General features: G+C 37.5%; 7 protein-coding genes. 2 read left to right on the plus strand and 5 right to left on the minus strand.

Annotated features, from left to right (window positions below; genetic code table 11):
• Window positions 1–35: 35 nt before the first annotated feature.
• From csaB to C7B89_RS17965, 5 genes are all read right to left on the minus strand, one after another.
• Entirely contained in the window at window positions 36–1,115 is a 1,080-nt protein-coding gene (gene csaB, locus C7B89_RS17945) for a polysaccharide pyruvyl transferase CsaB (protein WP_066036929.1), read from the minus strand.
• A complete protein-coding gene (locus C7B89_RS17950; protein ID WP_115674218.1) occupies window positions 1,115–3,028 on the minus strand; it encodes a DUF5693 family protein in 1,914 nt (637 codons plus the stop codon). Before C7B89_RS17950 ends, csaB begins: the two co-directional genes overlap by 1 nt.
• A gap of 20 nt (window positions 3,029–3,048) precedes the next feature.
• A complete protein-coding gene (locus C7B89_RS17955; protein ID WP_115674219.1) occupies window positions 3,049–4,605 on the minus strand; it encodes a putative polysaccharide biosynthesis protein in 1,557 nt (518 codons plus the stop codon).
• Window positions 4,602–5,342, minus strand: a complete 741-nt coding sequence (locus C7B89_RS17960) for a WecB/TagA/CpsF family glycosyltransferase (protein ID WP_244205703.1) — start codon at window positions 5,340–5,342, stop codon at window positions 4,602–4,604. Before C7B89_RS17960 ends, C7B89_RS17955 begins: the two co-directional genes overlap by 4 nt.
• 342 nt (window positions 5,343–5,684) lie before the next feature.
• Window positions 5,685–7,535: an S-layer homology domain-containing protein gene (locus tag C7B89_RS17965; protein ID WP_115674221.1), complete on the minus strand. Its 1,851-nt coding sequence runs from the start codon at window positions 7,533–7,535 to the stop codon at window positions 5,685–5,687.
• Window positions 7,536–8,167: 632 nt separating this feature from the next.
• On the opposite strand from C7B89_RS17965, the gene C7B89_RS17975 reads away from it, so the two are divergent.
• Window positions 8,168–11,929 carry an S-layer homology domain-containing protein gene (locus C7B89_RS17975; protein WP_115674223.1) on the plus strand — a complete coding sequence of 1,254 codons (3,762 nt, stop codon included), beginning with the start codon at window positions 8,168–8,170 and terminating at the stop codon, window positions 11,927–11,929.
• A 461-nt stretch (window positions 11,930–12,390) separates the two neighbouring features.
• Window positions 12,391–14,283: a stalk domain-containing protein gene (locus C7B89_RS17980; RefSeq protein WP_115674224.1), complete on the plus strand. Its 1,893-nt coding sequence runs from the start codon at window positions 12,391–12,393 to the stop codon at window positions 14,281–14,283.
• The last annotated feature ends 23 nt before the right edge of the window (window positions 14,284–14,306 follow it).

Raw genomic sequence — 14,306 nt, forward strand, 5'->3', positions numbered from 1 at the left:
TTCAATTAACATTGAAATTCATCATTTTTTAATGTTTATTTTGACAAAGCATCAATTGCTAATTTAGCAGTTGCAGTTGCTTCATCTTGCAATGGGATGACGGCCTGGCGCATTTTTTCTTGAACTGTTGTATAGGATTCAAGAATTGCTACAGCTTGTTCAAACAATGTTACACCATTCCAATCATCAACCTCGACATGACCGATGACAGGCTGATCAACGATATCAGCAAACGCATCAATTTTCGGATCATACGAAATGGCAATAAACGGTGTCGCATAGATTGCTGAGAAAATTAAGGAGTGCAGTCGCATACCTATTAATAGTTGAGATTGACCAATCACTGCGATTTTTTCTTCAATAGATAAATCAGCAGGAGCAATCAAGCTCTTTTCCTTCATAAGTGCTGCTACTTCCTGTGAAGTAATAAAATCATGCTCACCATGCATAGGCAGGAAAACGATTTGCTCACCCTGACGTACTAATTCATCTAGGCTGTGTGCAATTTTTTCCTTGTAGGCAACAGAGGATGGCCAATCTCGAACGCTTACAGAGATATAGCTATCGGCTGACAAAGAGACATTTTCTAGCCACTCACAATGAAAGTCATTACCGTTAAGTCCCATAACAGGATCTGGTACGATCTTTGTTTCTTTTCGCACACCGATCTCTGTTAAAAGAGCTAGAGAGGCTCTATCTCTGACTGTTATTTGTTCGACCTTATTAAAAACTGTACGAACAATAAATTTACTAAGTGGGTGATTAATCGGGCCCATACCTTGGGCGTAAACAAATACTGGCTTCTTCAACCATTTTGCGATTTGAATAACGCCCGCATAGTAAGGAATCGTTTTCATGCCTGTTTGATCCTGCATGAGACTACCGCCACCACTAATCAGTCCATCTGCTGTTTTAAGTAATTGACGAATTTCTTTCATTTTCCAACGGTTAATGGCTTTGACACCATATGTTTGCTCAGTAGCTGCTGGATTATTAGATAATACCGTGATTTCTATATCACTTTGCCACTTTTTTAAAGATTGGATAATGGACAGTAGAATGGCATCATCTCCGACATTATCAAATCCATAATAGCCAGATAAAACAACGTGCATTATGACCACCTCGCGATTGCCTTAGAAACCCAACGATAACCGATTTTGAAGATTAGGATAAACAAAAGTCCTACTACAAGACCTAGAGATACACTGTATAGTGTACGTAATACAGAAACAGCTACTGGGATGTGTAGATGAGTAAATGTATTCATGATGGATAAGAAACCGATAACACCTGGTACTAGGAGAATACTTCCCCATTTGCGATTAATCCCCATTACATAAAGCGCTAATATGAAGAATGGGAAACCAATTAAAAATTCCTTTGTTCTTGGTCGAACATACAATGTATTTTCTAGCCATTGTCTAAAGGCTAATTCCATATCACTTACAGAGCCAGAGTTACCTGTTCGGCTAATGTAAAATAATCCGACACCTGCCAACACAACGAGTAGTAGCACATGCCAATATTTTAATTCTTTATTTAACAATGTTACCGTATTTGATAAAGAGTTCTTAATGTTTTGTTCAGCTAGTCGGTTTATCTCAATCACTGTAAATAGTAAAACACCCATAATTGGAATAAGATAAACAAGCTTAACCCCTTTAAATACAGCAAAGCCTGTCATAAAGGCATTACCATTCAATAAGCCAATAACAATTACAATGCCAATAACGCTAATTGCTACTGCCTTTAAGTATTGGACCAATATGTTAGACACCTTCGTAGAACCTTGCGCTGATTTAATGACTGCATAGGTTGGGGCAAGGACTGCAATAATGAGTGCAAATGCTTGTAAAAATAGAGTAATTTTCAGGATAAAGTACGCAATCGCTAGTATAGCCATAAAGCCAGCAGCTGCGATACGAAGAGGCATCCATTTTACTAATTCTGAAATGATAAAGGTAAATAAAATACCTGCTACTAATACGGCTGCTGTGACCCAAGCTGGCACGACTACTTTATCAAATAGCTTAGGTTCACCTGCTTTGAAATGATCTGGCATTGTGTCATGCACACCATTTAAATAATCAATCGTTTCTTCTACATTTTCTTTGGCATTACCTGTTGTTTTAATATGATAGAAAATAGAGCGAATATTACGCTCTTTGACAGCTCGTGTTGTACGGTCAATACTTGCATTTAGCTTTAATTTAGTCTCTCTATTGACATTGATGCTATGCAAACGAATCATATTGTAATCCGTCATTTGAGCGATTTTACTTTCGCCTTTAAGTGGGTTACTTTCAATTGTGTAGAAGTAATAGCCAGCATCATTTAATTTTTCAACTAATTGATTGCCGTCTTCTTGTCCAAAACCAATAGCTTCATCACCTTGACCAAGTAAGCGGCCTGCTGAAGCCTCTTTTAAATCGACTAATTGATTGACCAACTTTTCGTTAGCTACTTCATTATCTGCATTTTCCACCTTAAAGATGTGAGCTAGTCCATGCTTACTAATCATGTCAATAGCAGGCTGATCATAGCCAATTGGAGTTTTTAAATCAAAATTGTGGTTAGAAGCAGGAAGGAAATAGAAAGCTTCTTCTCCTATTTGTACTTCCTCTGGTTCAACGCTCTCCATGATCAGTTTTTGGTAGCTTTCGTTTTCAGGCACTCGAATATAATAGCCGCTATTAGTGATATCAACAGCATCTTTATAAGGTGTAAACAATAATTGGGCTGCTAACTCACTTTCTTTATAAACGGTAATTAGGTTTTGCTTTTCCATTTCCTTTAATGTTAAGGGCTCTAGACTCACAGTATTCAGCCCAGCATCCTTTAAGGAAGAAAGAATTTCATCCATTGTTAGGTCGCTATTTTTTTCTGCGGTTTGTATTTCATCATAGGGAATAACAATCTCATAAGCATCATTCGATTGCTCCGCATTCCACCTCTTCATAATACCTGTAGAGGAAACGACGAGTAAAAGAACAATGATTCCCCAAAGCCATTTCTGTTTTGACATAAGTGTCCTACCTCTCTTATTTATGAAAATCTTTTTCCGATAACAGGGATTTTCTTTAAATCTTGTTTATGAATAGCTTTCATCAGCCATAGTAGAAGGAAGTAAAGAGCTCCACCAACTACGATTGCGACAGTTAGATAGCCCATTGCCGACATTCTTGACCAATGTGTAAAGTCAAGCCAAAGTGTTGGTAATCCAACTGCTGCTCCCATTACAATTGAAGACACAATCATTTTCACCGTATCTTTTCCAAGGACAGTAAAGCGAATCGTACGATAAATTAAGACAGAATTCACAATAAATAACACAAAATACACTAGCAAAGTTGCATAGGCAGCACCATCTAAACCAAATGCTTGAATAAGGAAGATGTTAGAAAACACCTTAAGGACAACACCGCTCAAAATAATGAGAGCTCCTGTTTTGGCAGCATTCATGCCCTGTAGAATACCTGTTCCTAGCAAAGTCAGTGATGTAAAGACAGAGCTTAGATTGATGATGGCTAACATTAAGCTTCCCTCTAAGTCTTTAAAAAGAGCTAGATTTAAAGGCAAGGTTAAGGCTAGTAGCCCAATCGCAGCTGGCCATGAAATAAGATGTGTCATACGATGAGTTTGCTCAATAATAGTGCGTGTTTCATCCAATTTACGCTCAGCTAGCTTCGTTGTAATTAACGGCACAAGCGGCAAGATAATCGAAGAAGCAAAAACAGTCGTAATTTGAACTAATGTTAGTCCTCGACCATAAATACCATAAAGGTAGCTAATCTCACTCGCATCTGCACCAGCACTTCTTAAGCCATATGTAACCGTAAAGGAATCAACAAAGTTAAAGAGTGCCATTGTCACAGAACCGATCGCAATGGGAATAGAAATCTTTAAAATGGTTTTACTGTATTTAGAGAAATCCTTACCAGAATATTTCTCCTTACTCGTCACTTTTACCGAAGAACGGAAATATTTAAAGAGTAAATAGAAAAGTGACCCGAGGGCTCCTAATACAGAGCCTGCCATAATTCCACCAGCTACGATATCATTTGAATAATCCATTGCTACTAGGAAATACGCAACAATTAAAATTAATGCAACACGTACTAACTGCTCAATCACTTGAGAAATGGCAGTAGGTCGCATATCCCCAAAACCTTGGAAAAATCCACGATAGACAGCCATATAGGGGGCTACCAGTAATGTAAGGGCAACAATAATTAAGGCAATCTCTGTTGAAGGTCCACCAAGTGCATTCGCTATCTGATCTGAAAAGCCGTAAATGATTGTAAAACTAATGACGCCAAAGGATAATGCAAGGATTCTTGCAGTCACATAAATTTTCTTAATTTTGGCAGTATCATGACTCGTCCTAGCTTCGGCTATTAGCTTAGAAATAGCGATAGGGATACCCGCAACGGATAAATAAAGTGCTACCATATAAACAGGGTAGACAAGACTAAAAATACCAAGTACTTCATCACCAGCAATATTTTGAAGTGGTATACGGAAGATACTTCCGATTACTTTGGAAAGTAAGGTGGCAATCGTCAGGATGAGTGTGCTTTTAACAAATGTTGACTGACTCATTTTGTTTTGCCCTGACCTTTAAACTTTAATGCAAATACCTTTAAAGCAAAGCGAGGGAGTACAAGCATTCTTCCAAACCGACTTGGCTGGCGTAACAGTCGATAGAGCCATTCAAGATTTAACTTTTGCCAGAGTACTGGTGCACGTTTTACAGTACCAGCGATGACATCGAAGGAGCCACCTACACCGATAAATACACCCTTTGAAAATTTTTCAAGGTTTTCTGTTATCCATTTTTCCTGTCTTGGTACACCTAATGCCACAAATACAAGATCAGGCTGTAAAGTTGCAATTTCTTTTGCAAAATCATTATTATTACAGTCGAAGTAGCCATCATGATAGCCAACGACATCAACGTTTGGATAGTTCTTATGAATATTGGCAACCGTCTTTTCGATGGTTTCCTTTTGAGCACCTAGTAAATAGATTTTAAAATGCTTTTGCTGACCAACCTCTAACAGACGTACCATCGTATCATAGCCAGTTACGCGCTCTGGAAGTGAATCTCCAAGGATTTGTGCAGCCTTAACGACACCAATGCCATCTGCACAAATGTATGTTGCCTGCTTTAAGTAATTCATGACAGTTGGATTTTCATTTGCCTGCATGACAACTTCAGGATTGGCTGTCACAACGAAAGTTTTTTCTTGCTGTTCAATACGATTAACGAGTAAATCAACAAACCCTTGCTGACCAATATGTAAAAAGGGTACGCCCATAATCGTTACATGCCTCATATAGTGTTCAAACCTTTCTGTAATTCCATTTTCACTGCAATCTATCATACCACAAAAGCAATATTGACAGGAAATTTTCGATAATGGGTTTAACGATGATTACCTAAAGTATAGCTCTTATTAGTAACGATTTTTACATGGTATAGCAATTGTCCTATTAAGCTTTTTTAGGACAGTATTTTGACGTAGAATTTACTAAAATTTAGGGGGATAGTATGAAAATTATATCCTAAAATTTCGAGTTTCTTCTATTATATAGCGTTTTCATCTCGGTGATAAAAAATGACTAACAAAAAGAGTGCGAATCATCATCGCACTCTTCTTTTGCGCATCCTATTAAAATCATTTTTTTACAATATAATCGCCATGTACCCAGCCTGTTTTTCCGTTGTAAAGCACCTGATACCAGGCACCATTTTTTATGAATTCACCTTTATCGTCTACAACACCGATAATAAAGCCATTCGGTTTAACAGTACCTAAAATAGCACTTGTCGTAGATGGTTCACTTCGAACATTAAGTGTAATGTTCATATTAACAATTTGTAAGCCATTTTCAAGACTCACATAATCATCAATCACCCAGCCCTCTTGTCCATTGACACTTACTTTCAACCAACCACCATTTTCACCAAGAACTTTAAAGGAGGTATCCTTTGGCAAATTCGTAATAATCGAAGCATTATCTGCTGTATTTGGATATGTTCTCATATTGAGATTAATCGTCGTTTTACCAGTTGCTCCAGCTAACCCTAAATCCAATGCGTATTGCTTCGATGGACTCGGTAATGAAGGAGCGGAAGATTGACTTTGATAGGCAGGCACATCAAACACTAGGTTTGTTGTCGTATGAGCACCAATTAATTCATAAATATCATAGATCTTTTTCGCTTGAATGACAGCCCACATCACATGTGTTGCATACTGGTGGACTGTCGGATTATCAGGATTCCAACGCATTTTATAGAGCGTATCCTGCCCCCTGCTAATATACTGATCCTTTACAAATTGGGCACCGCCGATAATGGCATCCTGAACAGTGAACCAGCCATTTGTATAAGCGCGCTCCGCACCATACTTATTAGCATCGGCATCAATAGCGCCAATACCGTAAGCATTGTAGGTTGTCTTAATAGCAGTTAATTTATCGCGATTTTCTGGTGTTGCTACCATTGGCTTGCCATTTGTATCTAAGCCAACCTCGATCCCTTTAATTAGTGCAGAACCACCATTGGCTGTTTCATGCAAGGCATGCGAGACTAAATAAATAGCATTGATTTTATTGTCTACACCAGCTTGAATAAAGGCATCAGCTGTACCTGCTAAGCTTCCTTTATTGGCAAGTACTTTATCATTTAGCTCTTTTGCACTCAGATTATTGACGACAGTAGATAATTTTAGGAATTGATAATAAGATGGGCTATCCTGCATAAAGCTTTTTGGGTGTACATAGTATGACACTAGTGCCTCGCTAGCCGTGAAAATGCCAGCACCATCGACCTTTGGATTATTCATTGTTTGTTTACTTACTACAGAGGAGTAATCATATGAGTAATTCGTCGTCATATATTGCTTACCACCTGTCCCAGGCGCCTCTAAATGGATTAAACGATAGAGCACGGTAGCTGCCTCAGCACGAGTTGTTTGAGCAAGAGGTGCAAATTGATTATTTGGCTTCCCAACAAGTAGTCCTGTTGTGACGACAGCTTGTACATCTGCATAGGCCCATTTGGCAATGCGCGCATTATCACTAAAAGCAATAGGGGAGGAAGATGTATTGATGTTTTGATAAGTGAGAGCTCTTTTTAACATAGCCGCCATTTCCTGACGATTAATGTGATGATTCGGATGGAATTTGCCTTGCTCGTCACCTTTAATTAGCCCGTGATAGCTTGCTTGCTCGACTACTCCGTAATACCAGTCACCTTTTTTAACATCTGTAAAGGTTGCCTGACTAGAAGCTGCTGGTAAGTTCAGTGTTCTAACAAGAAAGGCTGCAAATTCAGCACGAGTGACAGCATCATTCGGACGATAATGGCCGAATTCATCACCCTTCATTAAATCGTTGGTAATAAGATAGTTCATTTCATGGTAGGCCCAGTGCTTCGAAATATCTTCTGCTGAAGCGGTAGTTGGCGCAAGATATAACATGCCTGCTAGCACGGCCCCGTAAAGAGGAAATTTACGTTTCATTTTTTAAGCTCCCTTCAATAGCTGATATGTTCTATCAAACTATCAAAAGTGTAGCATAAAAAGTGGCAATCTATTATTACAACATGGGGACAGATAGATTTAGCTTTTTACTTAATAAAGAAGAAACTCATAAAGTTGGTGGGGGAGAGGCGGAATTCGCTAAGAAACGCCTTCTATATTTCGGTTTCTTTACAATTATAACTAAAATATTACGGGAGTCTTTAATTTTTGACAATTTAGTAACCATTCCAGAAAATGCTTGGTTATTATTGAGAGTAAGGTATAATAGGTAACGGAACTATATGTTACCAATCCAAATGAGGATATAATTAGTTGTAATTTTAATGGTTTCTACTAAATACCATATTAGGTATGGTAAAAAAATCTTCTATAACTAAATTTATGTCCCAATGCTTGAATTTCGGAAAAGATAGTGTTATATTATTGTAGAAAGTGAATAAACTTACTAGAATGGTATTCTACTACGCTTTTTCTAGTAAATTTACTAACAAATTTGCTTTAGTTTTGTATTATTCAAGAAAGCTATAATACATACATTTAGGTAACTAGGCGGTACTATAGTTTTCGTTGGATTAATATCAATTTAAGGAATTTTAGGGAGGAATACATTAATGGCAAAGCAAAACAAAGGCCGTAAGTTCTTCGCGGCATCAGCAACAGCTGCATTAGTTGCATCGGCAATCGTACCTGTAGCATCTGCTGCACAAGTAAACGACTATAACAAAATCTCTGGATACGCTAAAGAAGCAGTTCAATCTTTAGTTGACGCTGGCGTAATCCAAGGTGATACTAACGGGAACTTCAACCCACTTAACACAGTAACTCGTGCACAAGCTGCAGAAATCTTCACGAAAGCTCTAGAATTAGAAGCTGACGGCGATGTAAACTTCTCAGACGTTAAAAAAGGTGCTTGGTACTACAACTCAATCGCAGCAGTAGTAGCAAACGGCATTTTTGAAGGTGTAAGTGCAAACGAATTTGCACCGAACAAATCTTTAACTCGTTCTGAAGCAGCTAAAGTTCTTGTAGATGCTTTCGGTTTAGAAGGTAGCGAAAGCCTAAGCCAATTCGCAGACGCTTCTCAAGTTAAACCATGGGCTAAAACTGCTCTAGAAACTGCTGTAGCAAACGGAATCTTCACTGGTTCTGAAGAAAACGGTAAATTAAACTTAAAACCAAACGCAGCTATCACTCGTCAAGATTTCGCAGTAGTATTCGCTCGTACTCTTGATTTAGTTGATACTGAAACTCCAGTTGATGCAGCTATCAAAGCAATCAACAACACAACTGTTGAAGTAACATTCGACGAAGAAGTTGAGAACGTTCAAGCTCTAGATTTCAAAATCGATGGCTTAGAAATTAAAAATGCTTCTGTAAAGCAATCTAACAAAAAAGTTGTAGTTTTAACTACTGCAGCACAAGAAGCTGGTAAAGATTACACTGTAACTTTAGATGGCGAAAAGCTTGGTTCATTTAAAGGTATCGCAGCTGTAATTCCAACTAAAGTTGAATTAGTATCAACTGCGGTTCAAGGTAAACTTGGTCAAGAAGTTAAAGTTCAAGCTAAAGTAACTGTAGCTGATGGTCAATCTAAAGCTGGTATTCCTGTTACTTTCAACGTACCAGGAGACAATGATGCAGTTAAGCCAACATTAGTAGGGGAAGCTGTAACTAACGAAGAGGGTATTGCAACATATTCTTATACTCGTTATAAAGATACTACTGATGAAGTAACTGCTTACGCAACTGGTGATCGTTCTAAATTCTCACTTGGTTATGTATTCTGGGGCGTAGATACAATTCTTTCAGTTGAAGAAGTAACTACAGGTGCTTCAGTTAATAATGGTGCAAACAAAACTTACAAAGTTACTTATAAAAACCCTAAAACAGGTAAACCAGAAGCAAACAAAACATTTAATGTTGGTTTTGTAGAAAACATGAATGTTACTTCTGATAAAGTAGCAAATGCTACAGTTAATGGTGTAAAAGCATTACAATTAAGCAATGGTACAGCTTTAGACGCTGCTCAAATTACAACAGATTCTAAAGGTGAAGCTACATTCACAGTTTCTGGTACTAATGCAGCTGTAACGCCAGTAGTATATGATCTACACAGCACTAACAATAGCACTTCAAACAAAAAATATAGTGCATCTGCTTTACAAACAACTGCTTCTAAAGTAACTTTCGCTGCACTTCAAGCAGAGTATACAATTGAGTTAACTCGTGCTGATAATGCTGGAGAAGTTGCTGCAATTGGCGCTACTAACGGTCGCGAATACAAAGTTGTAGTAAAAGATAAAGCTGGTAACTTAGCTAAAAACGAAATCGTTAATGTTGCATTCAATGAAGATAAAGATCGTGTAATTTCAACAGTTACAAATGCTAAATTCGTTGATACTGATCCAGATACAGCAGTATACTTCACAGGCGATAAAGCAAAACAAATCTCTGTAAAAACAAATGATAAAGGTGAAGCTACATTTGTTATCGGTTCTGATACAGTAAACGATTATGCAACACCAATTGCTTGGATTGATATTAATACTTCTGATGCAAAACAAGGCGACCTTGATGAAGGTGAACCTAAAGCAGTTGCACCAATCTCTTACTTCCAAGCACCATACCTTGATGGTTCAGCTATCAAAGCATACAAAAAATCAGATCTAAATAAAGCTGTAACTAAGTTTGATGGTTCTGAAACTGCAGTATTTGCAGCAGAATTAGTAAACCAAAGCGGCAAAAAAGTAACTGGTACTTCTATTAAGAAAGCAACTTATACAGTTTACAATACTGGTGCTAATGATATTAAAGTAGATAACCAAGTTATCTCACCTAATCGTAGCTACACAGTAACTTATGAAGCTACTCTATCTTCTACAGGAACTGTTATTACACCTGCTAAGAATTTAGAAGTTACTTCAGTGGATGGTAAAACAACTGCTGTTAAAGTAATTGCTACAGGTATTGCTGTTAATACAGACGGTAAAGACTATGCATTTACTGCTAAAGAAGCTACAGCTACATTCACAGCTACGAATGAAGTTCCAAACTCTTACACTGGTGTAGCTACTCAATTCAATACAGCTGATTCTGGTTCAAACAGCAACTCTATTTGGTTTGCTGGTAAAAACCCAGTGAAATATGCTGGTGTATCAGGCAAAACATATAAATACTTCGGAGCTAATGGTAATGAAGTATTTGGTGAAGCGGCATGGGAAGCATTATTAACTCAATATGCAACTGATAATCAAAAAGTAACAATTTCATACAATGTAGATGGCGATAATATTACGTTTAAAGTAATTAGCGCAGTTCTTGCTAATCCTCTTACTGATGCAATTAAACCAGTTATGCCAACTACTCCTGTAGCTCCATCTACTGGCGTATTAACATTAACACCAGTAGCAAATAGTGTAGTTGATTTAACATCTGCAACTAATACTTTAGGAATTTCATTAGCTGATGCAGATCTTAATGTAAGTGCAACAACTGTTGATACTGCAACTGTTTCATTAAAAGATAGTGCAAATAATTCATTATCTCTTACATTAGTTGAAACTGGTGCTAATACAGGTGTATTCGCTACTACAGTTCAAGCTGGTACTCTATCTACTTTAGCTGCTGGTACATTAACAGTTACTTATGCAGATGCTAAAAATGCTGCAGGTGTAGCTGAAAATATTACTGCTAGCGTAACATTAAAGAAAACTACTGGAGTAATTACTTCTGGTACATTTACACAAGGTGTATTACCATCAGCAGCTACAGCAGCTGAATATACTTCTAAATCAATTGCTGCAGATTACACATTTGCAACAGGTGAAGGATTCACTTTAAATATTGATAATGCTGGTGCTCAAGTAATTAGCTTAGCAGGTAAAAAAGGTGCACAAGGCGTAGCTGATGCTATCAATGCTGCATTTGCAGGTACTGCAACTGTTTCTGGAGACAAAGTAGTGATTAAATCAGCTACAACAGGTGTTACTTCTGAAGTTGCTGTTACATTAACTTCTGTTGATCAAGTGTTAAATGCAACAGTTAATGGTAAAGCTGCTGTCGCTGCAGGTATTGCTGCAACAAAAGAATTTGCTATTACTAATGCATTATCTGTTGGCGAAAAAGTAGTTATTGATGGCGTTGAATATACTGCTATCGCACATACTGCTACTGCAACAGCTACTACATTTGTAGTAACAGATGCTTCTGGTGCACTTTCTGTAAATGACCAAGCAGACAATCTTGCTACAGCTATTCAAACAAATACTGCAGATAAATTTGATGCGTCGGCAACTACTGGTACTATTAAATTAACTTCTACTGTAACACCAGTAGGTACTACAATTACTGAACCAGTAATTACAATAAAATAAGCAATTAACTTAAAATACGTTTAATTATTTGCTATTTTATAACTATGACTCTATGAGGTAACAATCTCATAGAGTCTTTTTTATTTTTAGAACCTCTAATAGAAAGAAATTTGAAATACAAAATGTATAAAGAAGTCTTGTAACCTTTTATAAGATAACTAGTCTAATTAAGAGAGTTATGTAAAAACAATATTATATACCGATTTACATTAGATAAAAGGTCTAAAATCATTGTTTTAACTCAAACGATGATGGTAACAAAAGTTAATCAAGTAGCAAAGAGTTTCCTAGAAAATATTCATAGAATTATGGAAGTCTTTTTTGTATTATATGAAGCTTTCGAAGGAGAAAGACTAGCACTCAAGTACCGTATTCTACTCTTTTCGATATAAATCCCACATTTTAGGGGTTTTTCGTGTTAAGATGATAAAGACTATTGAAAGAGGAAAAAGGAGATTAAGATGTTTAAGAAACTTAGGACTACATGTATTGTATCAGCAGTTGCGTTGGCTACGATTTTGCCAGGACAAGCGTCTGCATCAGTGACTAGTAACAATGGAATTCAGATAAAAAACAATGTTTCGATTACGATTAATGGAGAGACGATTCAAGTCAATGATCCTATTTTAAATAAATCGGATTTCTTATTATTACCAATGCGTGCATTGTATGAAGCAATTGGTGCAAGTGTGGATTGGGATAAGGAAACGTTGACGGCATCGGCGATTCGCAATGGTAAAATGGTTGATTTAACGATCGATTCGAATACGGCTTTAGTAGATGGTCAAGAGGTTGCAATGGATGTTGCGCCATTTATGTATAAAGATCGTACCTACATGCCATTACGTTTCGTCAGCGAAAACTTTGATGGAGTTGTTAATTGGGATGAGGCTACTCAATCGGTGGATATTACATTATCAGATGAAACAACAGCACCACCGCAGGAAGACCCATATATCTTACATATCAATAACAAACGTATCGTTATGAAAGATCCGATTGTTTCAAAGGATGGAAGAACCTATTTACCTGCTAGCTATATTTATGATTATTTAGATGATTCATCTGGTACTTGGCAACCTGATGGTTCCTTTGAATTGTTAATTGGTGGGATGAGCTTTATTTTTAATGATAACAGCAATCAGGCTTTGGTTAACAATGAAGCAGTGACAATGATCGAAAAGCCATTTATACAAAAAGGCAAAATGTACATTCCTACCAAGTTTCTTGTGGATGCATTAGGCGGAAATTTACGCTATATCACAGAAAAAAAAGAAATGTATATTTATGTTTACCGTTATATGTTCACAAGCCCCTTCCTAGATAAATCATTTGGCACGACGTCATCACCCGAGGCTGTTCCTTCTGCTCGTTTAGAGGGGGATCGTGATTTATTTATTAGTGATAATCCTGAAACGTTAACACGTAAGCTTGTACCAATGAATAATGCGACGCTCGCCCAATATGATGTGAAACCAACTGCTGCAACGAATAAGCATCGTGTCTTTGGCTGGCATTACAACACATTAGGTACGGACGTCAATCTTGGCATTACCGTTCAAAACAAGTCTACGACAGAGAGCATTAAAGTAACTGACTCGAAGGGCATTAGCCAAAAAACGGGTAATAGCTGGGTAGGTCATGACCTTGGCTTGACAATTGCGGACGCTACTTTAAATAACAAGCTTCAAAAATCAGAAAGTAGTGGTATTGTCATTGCACCAGGGGAAACAAAGGTCATTGAAACATACGATTTACACTATGATTATATTATCGGCTTTTTACATGATTTAGATATTCAAGCAGTCAATGGTGGAAAGCCAGAGTATACAATTCGTACAGTGCTTTCGAAAGATGATACAGATTTAACAACTATCCAATCGGAACAGGTTGCTGTGGATGAGTATGCGAAGCATCCAAGAGGTGCGTGGCCTAGTGCGACAATTCTAGCAGAGCTACCAGCCTATACAGTAGATACTCCTGAGGTAGGCTATAACATTTCTAATGGCCGTACAGACCATTTACAAACGGCTGAAAATTCATTTTCTCAAATCAATGGTGCTGTAGGAAACCCAGGTCACTTCGGTATGAACTATAAAGTATCCATTCCTGTTGTCAATCCAACAGGCTCTACAAAAACGATTAAGCTGAAGTTAGCTGGTCGAGGAGGATTATACAGCGGAGCGATTAAGGTGAATGGCAAAGTGTATTTAGTGCCTTCTTTAAGAGTCGGGGCAGAGTATGTTGAATTACCTGATTTCAAAATGAAGGGTTCAAAAGATACGATTGAATTAGAACTAATGCATGCTGGTGGTGTCAACCTTCCAGTAGCAATCTATGTAGAAACAAAATAAAAAAGTCACTGGCACGGGTCATG

This window comes from Lysinibacillus capsici (genome assembly GCF_003367505.1).
In the GTDB taxonomy this organism is placed as follows: Bacteria; Bacillota; Bacilli; order Bacillales_A; family Planococcaceae; genus Lysinibacillus; species Lysinibacillus capsici.

Bases quoted from the DNA above. Each gene is read 5' to 3' on its own strand.
- csaB (WP_066036929.1), bottom strand. From the start codon at position 1,115: ATGCACGTTGTTTTATCTGGCTATTATGGATTTGATAATGTCGGAGAT.
- C7B89_RS17950 (WP_115674218.1), bottom strand. From the start codon at position 3,028: ATGTCAAAACAGAAATGGCTTTGGGGAATCATTGTTCTTTTACTCGTC.
- C7B89_RS17955 (WP_115674219.1), bottom strand. From the start codon at position 4,605: ATGAGTCAGTCAACATTTGTTAAAAGCACACTCATCCTGACGATTGCC.
- C7B89_RS17960 (WP_244205703.1), bottom strand. From the start codon at position 5,342: ATGAGGCATGTAACGATTATGGGCGTACCCTTTTTACATATTGGTCAG.
- C7B89_RS17965 (WP_115674221.1), bottom strand. From the start codon at position 7,535: ATGAAACGTAAATTTCCTCTTTACGGGGCCGTGCTAGCAGGCATGTTA.
- C7B89_RS17975 (WP_115674223.1), top strand. From the start codon at position 8,168: ATGGCAAAGCAAAACAAAGGCCGTAAGTTCTTCGCGGCATCAGCAACA.
- C7B89_RS17980 (WP_115674224.1), top strand. From the start codon at position 12,391: ATGTTTAAGAAACTTAGGACTACATGTATTGTATCAGCAGTTGCGTTG.